Raw genomic sequence first — 19344 nt, 5'->3', positions numbered from 1 at the left:
GCGGCTCTTTCTTTAGTTTGGACAGCGGATTCATAATTTGTCGCCTATTTGAAAATGCTTTCATCCAGTAAGGTTGATTCAGACAGGCGAGCCTGGACGCATGGGCTCGGGCACCATCATCATCATGCTTGCTTCGAGGGAGGAGTCATCATGAAAAAGAGATCCACACGCAAGGCGGGCGCGCTCGCGCTCGTGCTGACGGCCGCGCTGGCGGTCACCGCCTGCGGCAGCAACAACGCTTCCGGCGGCGAAGGCGACGCCGAGAAGCCGGTCAACCTGATCTGGTACACGATCGGCGCTCCGCAAAAGGACACCGACAAGGTGATGGCCGAGGTGAACAAGTACACCGCCGAAAAGATCGGCGCGACCGTCACGATGAAGCAGATCGACTTCGGCGACTACAACCAGAAGATGGGCGTCATGGCCGCCTCCGGCGAGCCGATGGACATTCTCTTCACCGCTTCCTGGGCGTTCGATTATGTGCAGAACGCGCGCAAGGGCGCGTTCATGGAGATTGACGACCTGCTGCAGACGCACGGCAAGGGCATCGTCGAGACGCTCGACCCGGCCTTCCTCGAAGGCTCCAAGGTCGACGGCCACAACTATGGCGTGCCGGCCAACAAAGAGCTGCCGGCGCAATCCGTCTGGCGCTTCAACAAGCAGCAGTTCGACCAGCTCGGCATGGACTACAAGCAGGCGACGACGCTGGAGAGCCTGGAGCCGTTCCTCAAGGCGGGCAAGGAAAAGCTGCCGGGCGTGCTCGGCCTGAAGATCGACACCAACTTCACGCCGACCGTGCCGTACGACTACCTCATCCAGAACCTGCCGATCGCCGTCGCGCTGAACGGCGACAGCAGCAAGATCGTCAACGTCCTCGAGACGCCGGAGATGAAGCAGGCGCTCGAGACGATGCACAAGTACTACAAAGCCGGCTACATCTCGCCGGAAGCGGCGACGATCACCTCGACCTCCGATCTGGACAAGACCGGCAAGTGGCTCATCGACCGCGCCGACACCCAGCCGCTCGCCGACAATACGTGGAGCGCGAGCCTCGGCTACCCGATCGTCTCCACGCCGGCCAGCGAGTCGATCGTCTACAACTGGTCAGTCATGGGCTCACTGCAGGCGATCTCGGCCAACTCCGAGTATCCGGAGAAGGCGATGGAGTTCCTGAACCTGCTCAACACCGACGCCAAGCTGCGCAACCTGATCGACTCCGGCATCGAGGGCACGCACTACAAGCTGACCGGCGACAACCGCATGGAGAACCTGCCGGAGTCCAAAAACTACGACATGCCGACGTTCTCGCTCGGCAACGTCATGCTCACCTACCTCAACCCGGGCGACCCGGACGACAAGTGGGAGCAGTTCAAGCAGTTCAACGAGCAGGGCCGTCCTTCCCCGGCGCTCGGCTTCAACTTCGACACCTCCAAGGTATCGACCGAGCTGGCGAGCCTGCAGAACGTCAAGGCCGAGGTATGGGCGCCGCTCATGACCGGCACCGTCGATCCGGCCGCCTATCTGCCGCGCGCCATCGAAAAGATGAAGGCCGCCGGCCTCGACAAGATCATCGCCGAGGCGCAAGCCCAGTACGACGCCTGGAAGGCCACGCAAAAGTAAACAAATGTTTCGGTCAGGCGGGCGAAGGCGACTTCGCCCCCTTTTTGTGCTGACGGCCGTACATCATCCAATCTCATCCAAGGGGGCATGCCATCATGAACGGACTGGCGGGCTTCTTCCGCAGCCTGAACCGCAACAAGGCGATCCTGCTCATGGTCCTGCCGGGCGCGCTGTGGTTCCTCATCTTCTCCTACATCCCGATGGCGGGCGCCGTCATCGCCTTCAAGGAATACCGCGTCAGCCGCCATGGCTTCATCGACAGCGTCATCAGCAGCGCGTGGGTCGGGCTCGACAACTTCAAGTTCCTGTTCAGCACGAACGACGCCTGGATCATCACGCGCAACACGCTGCTGTACAACGTCGTCTTCATCGTCATCGGCCTCGTCGCGGCGGTCGCCATGGCGATCGTGCTATCGGAGATCGCGAGCAAGCGCATGTCCAAGCTGTACCAGACGGGCATGTTCATGCCGTACTTCCTGTCCTGGGTCATCGTCGGCTACTTCGCATTCAGCTTCCTCAGCCTCGACAAGGGGCTGCTCAACCAGGCGCTTCGCGGCATCGGCCTCGATCCGGTCAACTGGTACTCCGATCCGACGTACTGGCCGTTCATCCTCGTGTTCATCAGCCTGTGGAAGGCGATCGGCTACAACAGCGTCGTCTACCTCGCCTCGATCCTCGGCATCGACCGCTCGCTGTACGAGGCGGCGATGATCGACGGCGCGAACAAGTGGCAGCAGATCAAGAACATTACGATCCCGATGCTGACGCCGCTCATGACGATCCTGACGCTGCTCGCGATCGGCAAGATCTTCTACGCCGACTTCGGCCTGTTCTACCAGGTGCCTCGCGACTCCGGCGCGCTCTACTCGGTGACGAACGTCATCGACACCTATGTGTACCGCGGCCTCAAGACGACCGGCGAGTTCGGCATGGTGACGGCGGCGGGGCTGTACCAGTCGCTGGTCGGCTTCATCCTGGTCATTACGTCCAACTGGATCGTCGGCCGGGTGAACAAGGACAACACGCTGTTCTAAAGGCGAACCTATCCGCTGACGCGCAGGGAGCCCGCTGCGACGGAACATTCCGCTGACGCGCAGGGAGCCCGCTCCGCCGGAGCATTCCGCTGACGTGCAGGGAGTCCGCTACGCCGGACCTTTTCGCTGACGCGCAGGGAGCCCGCTACGCCGGAGCATTCCGCTGACGCTCAGGGAGCCCGCTGCGACGGACGAATCTCCTTCCGATTCCTCTGGAGCCCAGATTCCTTTGAATTCCCTCCCCGAAAGGGTGGGAATCCGGCCTCCAAGGGAACCGCTCCCGCTTCTCCAGGAGAATTCGCCGCCTCCGCTCCCCTGCTGCCGCAATTCGGCCGGCTCCGCCGGAGATTCCGCTGACGCGCAGGGAGTCCGCTACGCCGGACGAATCTCCTTCCGATTCCTCTGGAGCCCAGATTCCTCTGAATTCCCTCCCCGAAAGGGTGGGAATCCGGCCTCCAAGGGAACCGCTCCCGCTTCTCCAGGAGAATTCGCCGCCTCCGCTCCCCTGCTGCCGCAATCCAGCCGGCTCCGCCTGGCGGGCCTTCGACAGCCGATTATTCCGGCTGTTCCGGCGCTTGAGGCGCGAGGCCGCTCGCGCGGCGTCAAGCGCGGCTAGCGCCTGCCGCCTCCCAGATTGCGGGAGGCGCACCACCGCCCCCAAAACCAGGGGGCGGGACGGACGGAAGACCGGCGGACGATGGAGCGGAGGGAGACGGGCCTTTCGGAGAAGCGGCAGCGGTCCCCTTGGAAGGCGGATGCCCACCCCTTCGGGGGTCGGGCGATCCAGGCATCCGCGTTCCAGCGGGATCGGAGGAAGGCTTGTCTCACGCAGCGGCATTCGGCAGCCGGTCGAGCAGTCCGTTTCTCGCAGCGGCATTCCCGAAGGCCAAGAGCATCCGCTACCGTCTCCCGTCCTTCCCGCCTTTTCCCCCAAGAAAGGAGCCCTACCATGTCCAAACCGTCTGCCGCGCTGCCGCCCAAGGCGGCCCGCGACTTCCATAAGCTGAGTCCGGCGTGGAACGCGGCGTTCCACGCCGTCGCCGGCCTGTTCGCGCTGCTGTGCGTGTTCCCGTTCGTCTTCATAATCATCATCTCGTTCACGAACGAGCAGGCGCTGGCCGCGGACGGCTACCGGCTGATTCCCGCCGAGTGGAGCCTCGAAGCGTACCGCTACGTGCTCCAGAACGGCGACGCCCTGCTCCGCTCCTACGGCGTCACGATCTTCGTGACCGTCGTCGGCACGGCGCTCGGCCTGCTCGTCGTCACGCTGTACGCCTACGGCATCTCGCGCAAGAGCTTCCAGTACCGCAAGTTCTTCAACTTCTTCGCCTTCTTCACGATGCTTTTCAACGGCGGCCTCGTGCCGACGTACATCGTCGTGACGCAGATGCTCGGCCTGAAGGACAACGTCTGGGCGCTCATCCTTCCGCTCATGGTGAACGCGTTCTACGTGCTCATCATGCGCACGTTCTTCATGACGATGGTGCCCGACGCCATCATCGAATCCGGCAAGATCGACGGCGCCTCCGAGCTGCAGATCTTCTACAAGCTCGTCCTGCCGCTCGCGCTGCCGGGCCTGGCCACGATCGCGCTGTTCAGCACGCTCGGCTACTGGAACGACTGGTTCAACGCCCTGCTCTACATCGAAAATCCGAATCTCGTGCCGCTCCAGTCCATGCTGATGCGCATCGAGACGAACATGCAGTTCCTGCTGTCGCAGGCGTCGAGCAACGCCTCGCTCGCCCAAGGCCTGCAGAACATGCCGCAGGATACGGCCCGCATGGCGATGGTCGTGCTGGCCACCGGCCCGATCGTGCTCGCCTACCCGTTCTTCCAGCGCTACTTCGTGCAGGGGTTGACGATCGGCGCGGTAAAAGAGTAGGTTATCGCTAACTCAACCGGGGTTCGCCGCCTAACATGCCTAACGAACCGCTGAAGGAAGGGAAGGAGGCTGCCTCCCTCCCTTCCTCCGCAGCTCCCGACGCCTCGGGCGCGGGCGCAGGCAGCCGCGCGGGCGAACCCCCACTATAGCTCAAGGAGATGGACCGATCATGGAGCAATTCCGACTTCCCGCCATTCCGATGCCGGAGCTGAAGCTGCCGGCGGCCGTGCGCCAGGCGCTGGACGACGCCGAGGCCAAGCTCGCGGGCCGGCCGAAGCTGCAGCGGCTTTTCCGCAACTGCTTCCCCAACACGCTGGAGACGACGACCAAGCTGATGCCCGACGGCACGACGTTCGTCATCACCGGCGACATCCCGGCCATGTGGCTGCGCGATTCCGTCGAGCAGGTCATCCACTACGTGCCGCTCGCCAAGGACGACGCCGGCCTGCAGCGCATCCTCGAAGGGCTGATCCGCCGCCACATGGCGATGATCCTCATCGACCCTTACGCCAACGCGTTCAACGAATCGGCCAACGACTGGCACTGGAACACGACCGACGAGACCGATATGGGGCCGTGGGTGTGGGAGCGCAAGTTCGAGCTCGACTCGATCTGCTTCTCGTTCCGCCTCGCCTACGCCTACTGGCAGGAGACGAAGCATACCGCCATCTTCGACACGGACTTCAAGCGCGCGATGCGCGCGGCGATCGACCTGTGGAAAAGGGAGCAGCGGCACTTCGAGCAGTCGCCGTACCGCTTCGTGCGCGACAACGGCATCCCGGAGGACTCCCTCCGGAACAAAGGGCTCGGCATGCCGGTCAACTACACCGGCATGATCTGGTCCGGCTTCCGCCCGAGCGACGACGCCTGCGACTTCCACTACAACATTCCGGCCAATATGTTCGCCGTCGTGACGATGCGCCAGATGCAGGAGATCGCCGAGTGGGTGTTCCGCGACATGGCGCTCGTCAAGGAGCTCGCCGACCTCGCCGCCGAGGTGGAGCACGGCATCCGGCTGTACGGCATCTTCCGCCACCCGCAGTTCGGCCCGATCTACGCCTACGAGACGGACGGCTACGGCAACCATTGTCTGATGGACGACGCCGGCACGCCGGGCCTCATGTCGATCCCGTACTTCGGCTATGCGGCCGCAGACGATCCGATCTACCTGAACACGCGCCGCTTCGCGCTGAGCTCGGAGAATCCGTACTACTTCGAAGGCAAGCAGGCCAAAGGCATCGGCAGCCCGCACACGCCGGACGGCTACATCTGGCATATGGCGCTCTCGATGCAAGGCTTGACCGCGATCTCCGACGAAGAGAAGCTCGCGATGATCGACCTGCTCGAGGCGACCGACGCCGACACCGGCTACATGCACGAGGGCTTCCATTCCGACGACCCGTCCGTATTCACGCGCAAATGGTTCGCCTGGTCGAACAGCCTGTTCGCCCAGCTCGTCTGGCGAGCGATGCAGGACGGCCTGATCGGCCGCGGCTGACCGTCGCCAACAGCGTCAAGCCGCAAGCGGCCGCGGCTATGGCCGGCGGCTGCGCTTCTTTCGCGCGCTGCCGCCCTCGGCCCGCCCTGGCGCCGATCCATCCGCACGGCCGTCTCGCGCCCGGACCTGTCGTCCGATCGCAGGGCGGCCGTCGCCATCTTCGATAGATCTTCCGCATGCCGGACAGGTATGCTGGAACCATCCTGCACCGAAAGGACCGATCGCCATGACCAAGCGCACCGCGCACATCCTCTCTCATACCCATTGGGACCGCGAATGGTACCTCCCGTACGAGAAGCACCACGTCCGCCTCGTTCAGCTGATGGACTCGCTGCTGGACACGCTGGAGACCGATCCCGGCTACCGAAGCTTCTTCCTCGACGGCCAGACGATCATCCTCGACGACTACCTCGAGGTCCGGCCGGAGAACCGCTCCCGCCTCGAAAAGCTCATCCGCGAGGGCCGCATCGGCATCGGGCCGTGGTACATCCTGCAGGACGCCTTCCTGACGAGCGGGGAGGCCAACGTCCGCAACCTGCAGATCGGCCATGAGGAAGCGGGCCGCTGGGGTCCCGTATCCAAGATCGGCTACTTCCCGGATACGTTCGGCCTGTTCGGCCAGACGCCGCAGCTGATGCGGCAGGCGGGCATCGACAACGCGCTGTTCGGCCGCGGCGTCAAGCCGACCGGCTTCAACAACGAGGTCGGCGAGTCGAGCGCCTATGAGAGCTCCTTCTCCGAGCTCGTCTGGGAAGGACCGGACGGCTCGCGCGTGCTCGGCATCCTGTTCGCCAACTGGTACTCCAACGGCAACGAGGTGCCGACCGACGAGGAGCAGGCCCGCGCCTACTGGGAGCGCAAGCTGGCGGACGCCGGGCGCTACGCCTCGACGCCGCATCTGCTGTTCATGAACGGCTGCGACCATCAGCCGATCCAGACCGACCTGGCCGAGGCGATCCGCGTCGCCGGCGCCGTGGAGCCGGACGTGGAATTCGTCCATTCCAACTTCCCGGACTATCTCGACGCCGTACGCGCGGCAGCGGACGGGTCCGCGCTGTCGGTCGTGCGCGGCGAGCTGCGCAGCCAGCTCACCGACGGCTGGGGCACGCTCGTCAACACTGCCTCCTCGCGCGTCTACCTGAAGCAGCTGAACGCCGCCGGGCAGTCCGTGCTGGAGCGCTCGGCCGAGCCGCTCGCCGCCTACGCCCGCCTCGTCGGCAAGGACTACCCGCAGCATCTGCTTGCCTACGCCTGGAAGCTGCTGCTTCAAAACCATCCGCATGACAGCATCTGCGGCTGCAGCGTCGACGAGGTGCACCGCGAGATGGTCACCCGCTTCGACAAGAGCCGCCATGTCGCCGAGACGATCGTGGCCGATTCGGCGGCGTTCGTCGCCGAGGCGGTGGACACGTCGGTCTTCGGCAGCTATGGCGCGGATGCGCTGCCGTTCGTCGTCTTCAACCCTTCGGGCTGGATGCGCAGCGGCACCGTATCGGTCGAGCTGGACGCGGCGCGGATCTACTTCCGCGACGGCGTCGGCTTCGGCGAGATGAACCGCCGCATGAAGGAGCTCGACCTGAGCGGACGCGCGCTCGTCGGCGCGGATGGCCGGACGCTGGCCTGCAAGGTCGAGGACCTCGGCCTGCAGTTCGGCTACGACCTGCCGGACGACGCGTTCCGCCAGCCGTACCAGTGCCGCCGCGTGCGCCTGACGTTCCAGGCGGACGCCGTGCCGGCGCTCGGCCACGCCACCTACGCCTGGGTCCGCTCGGACGTGCGGCCGGAGACGGCCCCCGACATCGCGGCCGATGCCCGCACGCTCGACAACGGCGTGCTCCGCGTCGAGGTGGCGGAGGACGGCTCGTTCGCGCTGACCGATCGGCGCACGGGACAGACGTTCCCCGGCCTCGGCATCTACGAGGACAGCGGCGACATCGGCAACGAGTACATGTTCATGGCGCCGAAGGGCGTGGAGCCGCTGACGACGCGCGGCGTGCCGGCGGCGGTGTCGGTCGTGGAGAACGGCCCCGGCCGCGCCTCGCTCGAGATCGTGCACGAATGGGCCGTGCCGGCGTCGGCCGACGAGACGCTGGACCGCGAGCAGCGCGAGATCGTGTACTATCCGCAGCGCCAGGCCGGGCGCTCGGCCAAGCTCGTCCCGCTGCGCCTGCGCACGGTGCTGTCGCTGGAGCAAGGCAGCGGCCGGATCGACATCGTCAGCTCGTTCGACAACCAGGCCCGCGACCATCGCGTCCGGCTGCTGTTCCCGACCGGCCTGCAGGCCGATACGCACACCGCCGACTCGATCTTCGAAGCGGCCGTGCGTTCGACCGAGCCCGCTCCGGAATGGGAGAATCCGAGCAACGCCCAGCACCAGCAGGCTTTCGCCGATGTGAGCGGCCAAGCCGCGAACGGCTCGGCCGCCGGCCTGACGGTCGCCAACGTCGGCCTATGCGAGTACGAGGTGCTGCGGGACGGCCGCAATACGATCGCCGTCACGCTGCTGCGCTCGACCGGCGAGCTCGGCGACTGGGGCTACTTCCCGACGCCGGAGGCCCAGTGCATCGGGCCGCATGAAGCACGCCTGGCGCTCGTGCCGCATGGCGGCGACGGCGCGGCGAGCGGCGCGTTCGCCGAAGCGTACCAGCTGCAGACGCCTTGGACCGCGGTGCAGACCGGCGTCCATGTCGGCAAGCTCGCGGCCGTCGGCTCGCCGCTGGCGTGGGAGGGCGAGTCGATCGCCTTCTCCGCCTTCAAGGCCAGCCCCGTCACCGGCGACCTCGTCGTGCGCCTGTACAACCTGAAGCGCGAGCCCGCCTCGCTGCGGCTGCTGGCCCCGGCCGGCGCTTCGAGCGCCTACAAATCCGGCGTGCTCGAGCAGGAGACGGCGGATGCGCTCGAGCTGCGGGACGGCCGCCTCGAGCTCGCCGTCGGGCCGGCCGAGATCGTGACGATCGGCCTGCGCTGAGGCGGCGGCGCGGCTGGATCGGCACGCACGCGCTTGCACAAGGGAACTTGTTCCCTTGCTTCGCTTTCGCAGCCGCGCTGCCAGTCCGAAGCGGCGCTCTCCAGCCCGCAGCTAAAATAACGCTCGCAGCAAAAAAGACGGTGCTTATCCTCTAGGGGATAGGCACCGTCTTTGCGGTTGCGAGGCTCAGGCCGGCGGCCTCACGCCTCCGCGGCCGCTGCGCCCTGCGCCGGCAGCTCGGGCGATCCGGCGCGGGAAGCCCACTTGAAGCTGCGCCAGCGCAGCCAGCAGACGAAGCCGCGCAAGTATTCGTCAGCGATCATGCAGATGTAGATGGCGGTCAGGCCATAGCCGAGATGGATGCTGAAGAAATAGGACACGAGCACCGCCACGCCCCACATGCTGATCGTCGAGACATACATCGTGAAGCGCGTGTCGCCGACGGCGTTCAGCGAATCGGCGATCGTCATGTTGAGCATCTTGCCCGGCTGCAGCAGCAGGTTCAGGCCGAGCAGGCCGGCGCAGATCGCCAGGATATCCGGGTCGGAGGTGAACAGGCCGAGCGCCTGGCTGCCGAACAGGAAGATGATGAACGAGTTGGCGATGACGACGAGCTGGCCGATCCACAGTCCTTTGTACGCGTCCTTGTACGCCTCCCGGGTGTTGCCCGCGCCGAACAGATGCGCCACGCGGATCTGCGTCGCCAGCGCGATCGAGAAGCCGATCAGGAAGCAGAACGACTCCAGCGTGTTCATATAGGTGCGCGCCGCCAGCTGGGCCGCGCCGAGCGTGCCGATGAACGTGAAGATGACGAGCTGCGAGAGCACCCAGTTGCCGGAGTAGACGCCGAGCGGCCAGCCGATGCGCAGGATCTCCCGGAACAGGCTGCGGCTCCACAGCTTGATGTCGCCCCACCAGATGCGGCGCTCGAACGCGAACAGGAACATGTAGACGAGCAGCGCCGAAGCGAGCAGGCGGCTGACGACGGTGCTGATCGCGACGCCCGCCAGGCCCCACTCGGGCAGGCCGAACGCGCCGTAGATGAAGCCGTAGTTGAGGAAGATATGCACGACGTTCATGCCGATCGCCGTATACATCGGTCCGCGCGTGTTGCCGGTGTTGCGGATCGCCGCGCTGAGCGTGCTCATGATCGCCGCCAGGATCATGCTGCCGCCGACGATCGAGATGTAGGTGCGCGCCAGCGGCAGCAGCTCCTCGGGCATCTGCAGCAGGCTCGCGATCGGGCCCGGCAGCGCGATGAGCAGCACGCTGATCGCCGCCCCGATGAGCACCGTCGTCTTGAGCGCGATGATGCTTATCGAGCGGGCGTCCTCCTCCTTGCGCGCGCCGAGCTTCTGCGCGATGAGGATGCCGGCGCCGCTGGCGATGACCGTGAACAACACCGTCAGCGCGTTGAACAGCTGATGCGAGAAGCCGACGACCGCGACCGCGTCGTCGGAGATCTCGCTGACCATGAACGTATCCGCCGCTCCGAGCAGGAACTGCAGGAACAGCTCAATGAAGATGGGCCAGGAAAGCGCCCATAGCGAGTAGTTGCGGTTTTTCATGAATGAAACCTCCATCCTGGATTGCTGGCATACAAGAAGCGTAGCTCCGACATGAAAGCCCTTTCGTCGACCTTGCCGCCTAACAACCTAATATTCCTAGGAATGGAGCGGGATTGAGCCTTGTGCCGAGCTTGTTGGTCCATCCGTATTATAAGTGCTATACTGGCTTTGAGGTATCACGGATGCAACCTGAACTTTCAAAAAAGAAACTTGATGCGAGGGCTGAAAATGGACCGCTTGCGGGCCCGTTCCGCCGGAGAGGAGCCGATGATGAAGCTGCTGCAATTCGCCTTGCCCCCGCTGCCCTACTACATCGCGAGCGGGCATGAGGACCACCCTCCCGGCATGGTCCATGTCGACCGCTGCAACATCGGGCTGTTCGACCTGCTCGCCGTCGAGGAAGGCGAGCTGCTCGTCACCGAGGGCGATCGGAGCTATGAGGTCGGTCCCGGACAGGCGCTCATCCTGCGGCCCGACGCGCATCATTACGGCACGGCGCCGACGCGCCTGCGCACACGCTGCTACTGGCTGCACTTCAAGCATGACGGCTACTGGACCGCCACCGACGAGCGGCTGCCGCTCTACCGCGATCCGCGGGGAGAATGGATCGGCCGCGACGTCTTCGCCGGGGAGGAGCCCGACAACGCCCATGATGCCGAGTGGAAAATGAACGCGCCGCTGTTCTCCGTGCAGATGCCGCAGTACGCCGACCTGGTCGAGCCCGCGCGCATGTTCGAGCTGCTCGGGCAGCTCACGGCGATGACGAGCAGCGGCCAGGTCGGCGGCGCGCTCTGGCGCCAGCAGATCCTGTTCCAGGAGCTGCTGCAGCAGCTGTCGGCCGGTCTCGACGCGCGCTCGACGTCGCCTTCGGCGGCGTGCGCCGCGCAGGCCGCGGCCTATTTGCGCCAGCATTACCGCGAGGACATCAGCGCCCGCGCGATGAGCGAGAGCCTGAACTTCCACTCCGTCTACATCGCCCGCTGCATGCAAAAGGAATTCGGCTGCTCGCCGAAGGAATACCTGCTGCGCTACCGCATCGACCAGTCCAAGCTGCTGCTGCTGCGCACCGACTATCCCGTCTCGCGCATCGCCGGCGACGTCGGGTTCAACCAGGCGGCGTACTTCGCCTCCTGCTTCGCCAAGTACGAGGGGCTGTCGCCGCGCAGCTACCGGCAGCGCTTCTCGCATGCTTGAAGCCCGGAAGGCGGCTGGCGCGCGGAGCGAGATCTGGCCGCTCCATCGAGCGGAGGGCGGAACCGGCTGGCTACGCTCCACCGAGCGGAGGGCGAAAACCGGCTGGCTCCGTTCCACCGAGCGGAGGGCGAAATCCGGCTGGCTCCGTTCCACCGAGCGGAGGACAAAACCGGCACCCGCTTCGCGGAGCGGGAACTCGTTCCGATCTCCCTGGAGCCCAGATTCCTTTGATCGTATTCTTCCGAAACGGAAGGAATCCGGCCTCCAAGGGAACCGCTGCCGCTTCTCCACGAGCCCCCGTCCGATTCGCTCTTTGGATTCGATCAAACGGAGCCGCTCGGTTCCCTCGCCCGTCATCGCCTGGTCCCTGACCGCTGACCCCCTGCCTGCTCCTCTTCGCGGAACGGGGAGCTGGTGCTCGGAACCTGCTGCCGCTCGCGGAGCGGGAACACATTCCGTTCTCCCGAATTCACCGACCCATCCAGCTCCAACCCGAAACAATCGGGTTACAACTTGCCGCGAGCTCGTCTTTCGAGCTGCAACCCGAAACAATCGGGTTACAGCTTGCCGTGAGCTCGTCTTTCGAGCTCCAACCCGAAACAATCGGGTTACAGCTTACCGCGTGCTCGTCTTTCGAGCTCCAACCCGAAACAATCGGGTTACAGCTTACCGTGAGCTCGTCTTTCGAGCTCCAACCCGAAATAATCGGGTTACAGCTTACCGCGAGCTCGTCTTTCGAGCTCCAACCCGAGCTGCCGAGTTACTCGGGTTTTCCGCGTAACTCCGGCATGAGAGCCACCGTTCGAGCACAGTTACTCGGTTTTTCCGCGTAACTCCGGCATGAGAGCCACCGTTCGAGCACAGTTACTCGGGTTTTCCGCGTAACTCCGGCGTGAGAGCCACCGTTCGAGCACAGTTACTCGGGTTTTCCGCGTAACTCCGCCGTGGAGGCACACGTTCGAGCACAGTTACTCGGGTTTTCCGCGTAACTCCGGCGTGAGAGCCCCCGTTCGAGCGCAGTTACTCGGGTTTTCCGCGTAACTCCGCCGTGAGAGCCACCGTTCGAGCACAGTTACTCGGGTTTTCCGCGTAACTCCGCCGTGAGAGCCACCGTTCGAGCACAGTTACTCGGGTTTTCCGCGTATCTCCGGCGTGAGAGCCACCGTTCGAGCACAGTTACTCGGGTTTTCCGCGTAACTCGGCCATGAGAGCCACCGTTCGAGCACAGTTACTCGGTTTTTCCGCGTAACTCCGGCATGAGAGCCACCGTTCGAGCACAGTTACTCGGTTTTTCCGCGTAACTCGGCCATGAGAGCCACCGTTCGAGCGCAGTTACTCGGTTTTTCCGCGTAGCTCCGCCGTGGAGGCACACGTTCGAGCACAGTTACTCGGGTTTTCCGCGTAACTCCGGCGTGGAGGCTAGCGTTCGAGCCGAGCCGCTCTCCCCCGCTGCGTAATCACTGCCCCAAAAAAGAAGGGCGGCCCCGGCACGCGCCGGAACTGCCCCTCCTTGCCTAGCCTTGCCTTGCCTGCATTGCTTGCCTGCATTGCTTGCCTGCATTGCTTGCCTGCCCTGCTTGCCTGCATTGCTTGCCTGCCCTGCTTGCCTGCCCTGCTTGCCTGCCCTGCTTGCCTGCTTCCTTCCTAGCCTTCCCCTTGCTTCGCCCTACTTCGGATTCACGCGCACCTGCGAGCCTTTGCCGCTCGACTGGACGCCTGTTTCCTTGACGCCGGCCTCCTTGAGATCGGCCAGCAGCCGCTCCAGGACGGCTTTGGCGGCCGCCGCCTCCTTGGCGCCGCTCGCCTTGACGACGAGCTGCACCGGCTTGCCCGAGCGCAGATGCTTGTCCGCCTGGCGCAGCTTCGTCTCGTAGTCATGCTCCTCGATGTGGGCGGTGAAGCGCAGCTCCTTCGCCTTGTCCGCTCCGCCCTTCGCTGCTGCGCCGCCCTTGCCGCCAGCACCCGGCTTGCCGCCGGCTCCCGTTGGTGCGGCCGAACGCCGCGCCGCAGCCGCCTCCTGCTGGGCGGCCGCCTTGCCCTTGCCCTTCGGCATCAGCCGGCACGGAGGCGGGCTGCTCATGAGCGACGTGCAGACGAGATCCGCTCCCGCCGCCCGCGCCAGCTCCAGCGCCTCCGCCCGCTCCACGACCCCGAGCCGCTCTCCGCCGAGGCCGGTCAGCTCTACCTCGAACGCCTTGATCTGCTCATTGATGAGCACTGCCATCTGCTCGCACGACCTTTCCCTATGTAGTCCCGTGCCCTTAGCATACCTGCGATCGCGGTCCGGTTCAAACGATCACCAGCCTGCGCCCTGAGGAACATCCGCAAAGCTTCGCCAAGCGTACGCGCCGAACCCCCGCGCCCCCATCCACAGCCTCGCACCTACAGCCCCACGCCGCCGCCCCCCCAGCCTCGCACCTACAGCCCCACCCACAGCCTCCCACCTACAGCCTCCCACCTACACCCCCCACCTACTGCCTCCCTCCCACAACCTCCCTCCCACAACCTCCCTCCCGCAGCAAAAAAGCCGCCCCCGGCCCGATTCGCGGACCTGGAGCAGCTCCTTTCAAGCGCGGCCTAGCCTTGACCGCCCCTTACTTCCATTCGGCGACGCGGTCGACCGGCAGCCGGGTCGTGAGGCGGGCGTCCTTGGCGGCCTTGCCGATCGAGATGAGCATGGACGGCACGTAGCGGTCCGCCTCGAGGCCGAACGTCTCGGCTGCGCGCGACTTGTCGTAGCCGCCGATCGGGTTCGTATCGTAGCCGCGAGCGCGCGCCGCGAGCATGATCTGCATGCTGACGAGGCCGGTATCGAGCAGGATCATGTCGCGGAAAGCCTCCTTCGGCACGCTGCCGAACAAGGCGCCGTAATTGGCCAGCATCTGGTCCATGACCTCCTGCGTCATGTAGCCCTTGGCGACGGAGCTCGCCATGATGTCGCCGGCATAGTCGAACGCCTGCATGTCGCCGAACACGGCGATGACCGCCGCCGACGTGATGACCTGCGTGCGGTTGCGCGGAGCGATCTCCGCCAGCGCCGCCTTCGCCTCCTCGCTCTCGACGACGACAAAGCGCCACGGCTGCAGGTTGACGGAGGACGGAGCCAGCGTCGCCTCCTCCAGCAGCTCCGTCATTTCCTCGCGGCTGATCTTGACGGTCGGATCGTACTCGCGCACCGAGCGGCGCCCGGCGACGATCTCGCGGTAATCATTGGTACGGACAACGGCAGCTGCATTCGTCATTTCGGTTTCTCTCCTTGTGCAGGCTCTTGCGGCCTGCTTTTTATAGGTTCCTATCCTGCTTGCGTCCAAAACGCGCCGTCCCGCCTCGCGGCCCGGACGGTTCCGGCTCCATCAATCTCCGATCAGCCTCGCGCCCGCCTCGCGCCGGACCGTCGCAGCCGCAGCGCCGCCGGCAGCGCCGCCGGCAGCGGAGGCTCCTCCAGCGAGCGGCCGAGCGCCGCGAGCAGCCGCAGCAGCTCCTTGCGCTCCGACTCCTCCAGCCCCGCCTGCAGCCGCTCCATGAAGCGCTCCTTCTGACGGTTGCACGACTCGATCCAGCTCCGGCCCTCGTCGGTCAGCCGCACCTTGGTCACGCGGTTGTCGTCCTGGCAGCGGGTGCGGACGAGCTTGCCCTCCGCCTCCAGCTGCTGCATATGGCGCGTCACGGCCGCGGGGTCGATCGAGACCGCCTTCTGCAGCTCGGACTGGCTGATCTCCTCCGCGCCCCGCAGCTGGCACAGCAGCTCCAGCCGGTTCGGGCTCACCCCGACATCCGTCTCGAACCGGCAAGCCAGCTGCTTGTTCAGATGGATCAGCACATACAGCAGATCCTCGGTGCGGCAGCTCATGATGCCTCATCCTTTCTTCCGCATCCTCCGGATGCCGCTTTTCCTTGATCCATCAATATTTGATGGGTCAATGTTATCATAGGCATCGCTCCTCGCGCAAGCCCCTCCCGCCAATCGGCGTTTGCCACCGGCAGCGCGATCCATTATGCTGAAAGGAACGACGAACAGGCATTCCCCCGCGGGAGCGCCTTTTGCAACAGGAGAGACATGCCCCATGAGCGCCAATTTGCCTTTGCCTTTCAAAAAACCGTTCGGAGCGGCCGGCCGCGGCTTGCCCGCAGCCGCGCTCGCCTCTGGAGAGAACAGCCGCCGCCTCGTGCCGGACGACGATGCCGACAGCGGCTTTTTCCGCGCGCTCGAGAGCCGCGGCCTGTTCCTGAACGGCCCTCAGATCGAGGCCGTCCGCCACGGCGCCGGACCGCTGCTGACGCTCGCCGGAGCCGGCTCCGGCAAGACGAGCGTGCTCGCCGCCCGCACCGGCTATCTGATCGCGGAGCGCGGAGCCGATCCGCGTTCGATTTTGCTCGTCACCTTTTCCGTCAAGGCCGCCCAGGAAATGAAGGACCGGATCTCCGCCCTGCCCGGCATCGCGCCGGCGGCCGCCAAAGCGGTGACCGCCCGCACGTTCCACTCGTTCTTCCTGCAGCTGCTTCGCAGCCAAGGCTATCGCCAGGAAATTCTCGGCGGCGGCCCGCTTGCCGTCATCGTGCTCAAGGGCATGCTGCGCGAGCTCGGCATCGCCGACCGGCTGGAGCCGGAGACGGCGCTCGCCGCGCTGTCCGAGGCCAAGCTGAGCCTGCGCCCGCTCGGCGAGCTGCCGGAAGCGAGCCAGGCGGAGCGCGACCTCAAGCGGCTGCTGCTGCGCTTCGAGGAGTGGAAGGAGCGCGAGGGCCGCATGGACTTCGACGACATCCTGCTCTGGTCGCATCGGCTGCTGACCGAGCGTCCCGCCCTGCTGCGCACGCTGCAGGAGCGCTTCCGCCTCATCATGATCGACGAGTTCCAGGATACGAGCCGGCTGCAGTACGAGCTGATCCGCCTGCTCGCGGGCAAGCGCGCCAACCTGATGGCCGTCGGCGACGACGACCAGACGATCTATGGGTTCAGCGGCGCCCGGAGCGAGTATATCCTCGGGTTCCGGGACGCCTTTCCCGGCGCCCGCGTCGTCACGCTCGACACCAACTACCGCTCTTCCGCGAGCATCGTCGGCCTCGGCAACGACATCATCCGGCACAACAAGGCCCGCTACGCCAAGACGCTCAAGGCGGTGCGGACGAGCCGCCAGGTGCCGCTCTACATCCGGCCGTTCACGACCGACCAGGAAGCGGCGGCCGTCGCCGCCCATATCCGCGAGCGGGTCGACGAGGGCGCGCGCGGCTGGGGCGACTTCGCCATCCTGTATCGCACCGCCAGCAACAGCCGGGCGATGTTCGAGCAGCTCGTGCTGTCGGACATCCCGTTCCATCTGCAGGACAGCGGCGAGCTGTTCTACGACCAGTCGGCGGTGCGGCCGCTCGTGGACTACTTGCGCCTGTCGATCAAGCGGCGCGACTTCGCGGCGATGGAGGGCGTGCTGCCCTCGATGTACGTGGGCCGCGCCAAAGGCATGGCCCATATCCGCGCCAAGGACGATCCCCGTCCCAAAAAAGGCCCGCTCATCCATCTGCTCACGCTGGACGGGCTCAAGGACTTCCAGCGCGACTCGATCCAGGCCCGGATCACGTTCATCAAGGGGCTGAAGGCGCTGAAGCCGGCGGACGCCATCCGCCGCATGCGCAAGGACTTCTACGACGCCTGGCTCGACGCCGAGGCCGCAGGCGCGGGCGGCGCCGACACCGTCTACAAGGAAACGCTGCGCGAGGCGCTCGACGAGCTGGAGGCATCCGCCGGCCGCTTCGCCGACGTGCCGTCGTTCCTCGCGTTCGTGAAGCGGATCGGCGAGCGCCACGCCGAGATGCGCGCGCTGCCGCCGGAGGCGGCCCGCGATGCCGTCAAGCTCATGACCATCCACAAAAGCAAGGGGCTGGAGTTCCCGGCCGTCGTCCTCATCGGCGCCTCCGAGGGCATCCTGCCCCACAGCCTCGCGCTCGAGGCGGACAAGCTGTCCGACTACGGCAACGGAGCGGCTGCGACGGGCGATACCGCCTCGCTGCGGGAGGCCGCGCTGGAGGAGGAGCGCCGCCTCGCCTACGTCGCCGTCACCCGCGCGCGCGACGAGCTGCTCGTAAGCTCGCCGAGCCTGTGGCGCGGGCGCAAGACGGACGTGTCGCGCTTCCTGCTCGACGCGTTCCGCACGGCCGCTCCTGCGGCTGCGGCGGCTGGCGGAGCCGCGCACGCGGCTGCAGGCCGGGGCGTTGGCGTTTCGGCCGCGGCCGAGGCCAGTCCGGCCGCTCGCCGCGCTAACCTTGGCGCAGCGACGAGCGCTGCCGCTGCTGCAGCGGCTGCCGCCGCGGGCCGAGCCAAGGCCGATCGGCCTCAAGCGTGGCCGAAAGCCTAGTGCTTTCCCAATCTGTTTCCATCATCGGCGGGTTCGTACAACTCCATGATCGAACAGAAGCAGGCGGCTCCCTATCCACGCGCCCGTCTGCCCTGTCGAGGCGAATAGCGCGCTGACCCGAATAATGGCTGCAAAATATTCGTCGGCGAGGCATCTGTCGACGCCGAAGCAGCCGCCGGCCCAAAGTCCCGCCCTTCTCGGGCGGGGCTTTTTACTATTGCGCTGCTATTTCCCTCCGTCTGCGGAGCGGCAAGCGCGAGTGTACGAGCTCTAACGAAACTGGAAGACGCTATTGTGCTTTAAACGAGCGATCTAAAATTGTAACGATACTGAGGAACGTTATTGACGCGTTGCGAGGCAGACTGGATGCTTTTTTGACTCCATAGCGCTTCTCCGTATCGTTAGCTTTCGGAAAACGCGGATATAGGCAAAATAGCGTTTCTCCGTATCGTTAGGTTGGCTACGACTCGGACCGGAAGCCGTCACAAGCTGCTCCCGCGACGTCCACCACTCCAGTACGCCTTGCCCTCCCGCGACGCCCGCCCATCCAGTACGCCGTGCCCTCCTTACGACGCTCGCTCCCTCCAGTACGCTGCTCTTTACGACGCTCGCCCATCTAGTACGCCACTCTTTGCGACGCCTTCCGCTCCAGCCGTCCGCACTTCTCCCGCGACGTCCGCCCCTCCAGCTCCTCCGCGCGGCAATCTCCTCCGATGGCACCGTTCCAGTACATTTTCCTTCTTCACCACGGCGTTCCGCCAACGGCCTTTCCCTGCGACATCGCCGGCTCACCCAGCGGCGCCTGTCATCCGGCATCCGCTCCGCTGGCCGACACGCAAAAACCGGCCTGTCCCTGGGACAGGCCGGCTTCCGCTTCCGATGGAACGGGGAGCGGAATCGTTATTTCTTCTTCTTTTTGTTTACCGAGCCGAATGCGGCTTTGGCATCCGCCGTCAGGTCCTGCGCGAACTCCGTATCTTGGTTAGCCGCGAAGCTGTTCAGCTTCGTCGATTGGACGTCTGCCTTGCTTGCCTTGTTTTTACCCATGAGAATCGGCACCTCTTTCGTGGATAATGGGCTTGCCCCGATAGCTTGCGCACGACGGCAGCTTTTCATGCGGTTCCTGCCGCGCACAACTTCCGCCCGAGCCGATCCCGGTCCCGGGTCCAGGTCGGATTCCATTCGGGGGGCCGTGTCGGCGCTCCCGAGCCTGGAGGTACAATAAGGACATCA

General features: G+C 65.3%; 12 protein-coding genes. 7 read left to right on the top strand and 5 right to left on the bottom strand.

The window, feature by feature from the left end; translation table 11 throughout:
- The first annotated feature begins 150 nt into the window (after positions 1-150).
- The 5 genes from GE073_RS02465 (at position 151) to GE073_RS02445 (ending at position 9002) form a co-directional block, all read left to right on the top strand.
- On the top strand, positions 151-1620 hold the full coding sequence (locus GE073_RS02465; RefSeq protein WP_153782704.1) for an ABC transporter substrate-binding protein: 1470 nt from the start codon (positions 151-153) through the stop codon (positions 1618-1620).
- Positions 1621-1715: 95 nt separating this feature from the next.
- Positions 1716-2654 carry an ABC transporter permease gene (locus GE073_RS02460; protein WP_028597989.1) on the top strand — a complete coding sequence of 313 codons (939 nt, stop codon included), beginning with the start codon at positions 1716-1718 and terminating at the stop codon, positions 2652-2654.
- A gap of 949 nt (positions 2655-3603) precedes the next feature.
- Positions 3604-4536, top strand: a complete 933-nt coding sequence (locus GE073_RS02455; RefSeq protein ID WP_101808449.1) for a carbohydrate ABC transporter permease — start codon at positions 3604-3606, stop codon at positions 4534-4536.
- A 169-nt stretch (positions 4537-4705) separates the two neighbouring features.
- Entirely contained in the window at positions 4706-6034 is a 1329-nt protein-coding gene (locus GE073_RS02450) for a glycoside hydrolase family 125 protein (RefSeq protein ID WP_028597991.1), read from the top strand.
- 226 nt (positions 6035-6260) lie between these two features.
- On the top strand, positions 6261-9002 hold the full coding sequence (locus GE073_RS02445) for an alpha-mannosidase (RefSeq protein ID WP_153782703.1): 2742 nt from the start codon (positions 6261-6263) through the stop codon (positions 9000-9002).
- A 200-nt stretch (positions 9003-9202) separates the two neighbouring features.
- Here the strand turns inward: GE073_RS02445 and GE073_RS02440 are convergent, their stop codons facing one another.
- Positions 9203-10570 carry an MATE family efflux transporter gene (locus tag GE073_RS02440; RefSeq protein WP_028597993.1) on the bottom strand — a complete coding sequence of 456 codons (1368 nt, stop codon included), beginning with the start codon at positions 10568-10570 and terminating at the stop codon, positions 9203-9205.
- 228 nt (positions 10571-10798) lie between these two features.
- Between GE073_RS02440 and GE073_RS02435 the strand changes: the two genes are divergently transcribed.
- The gene (locus GE073_RS02435) at positions 10799-11764 is read left to right on the top strand and encodes a helix-turn-helix domain-containing protein (RefSeq protein WP_228551237.1); all 966 of its coding nucleotides are present in this window, start codon (positions 10799-10801) and stop codon (positions 11762-11764) included.
- A gap of 1666 nt (positions 11765-13430) precedes the next feature.
- Here GE073_RS02435 and GE073_RS02430 read toward each other — a convergent pair.
- The 3 genes from GE073_RS02430 to GE073_RS02420 form a co-directional block, all read right to left on the bottom strand.
- Positions 13431-13988 carry a translation initiation factor gene (locus GE073_RS02430; RefSeq protein ID WP_153782702.1) on the bottom strand — a complete coding sequence of 186 codons (558 nt, stop codon included), beginning with the start codon at positions 13986-13988 and terminating at the stop codon, positions 13431-13433.
- A 370-nt stretch (positions 13989-14358) separates the two neighbouring features.
- Positions 14359-15006: a nitroreductase family protein gene (locus GE073_RS02425; RefSeq protein WP_153782701.1), complete on the bottom strand. Its 648-nt coding sequence runs from the start codon at positions 15004-15006 to the stop codon at positions 14359-14361.
- 122 nt (positions 15007-15128) lie between these two features.
- Complete coding sequence (locus GE073_RS02420) at positions 15129-15614, bottom strand: MarR family winged helix-turn-helix transcriptional regulator (protein ID WP_153782700.1); 486 nt, start codon at positions 15612-15614, stop codon at positions 15129-15131.
- Positions 15615-15828: 214 nt separating this feature from the next.
- Between GE073_RS02420 and GE073_RS02415 the strand changes: the two genes are divergently transcribed.
- Positions 15829-18111 (top strand): ATP-dependent helicase, encoded by a 2283-nt coding sequence (locus GE073_RS02415; RefSeq protein WP_194843251.1) that lies wholly within the window; start codon positions 15829-15831, stop codon positions 18109-18111.
- A 900-nt stretch (positions 18112-19011) separates the two neighbouring features.
- Here GE073_RS02415 and GE073_RS02410 read toward each other — a convergent pair.
- Entirely contained in the window at positions 19012-19293 is a 282-nt protein-coding gene (locus tag GE073_RS02410; protein WP_127464474.1) for a hypothetical protein, read from the bottom strand.
- Between the last annotated feature and the right edge of the window lie 51 nt (positions 19294-19344).

This window comes from Paenibacillus sp. B01 (assembly GCF_009649995.1).
GTDB lineage: Bacteria > Bacillota > Bacilli > Paenibacillales > Paenibacillaceae > Paenibacillus_O > Paenibacillus_O pasadenensis.
This window is presented reverse-complemented; position numbering and strand designations above follow the sequence as displayed.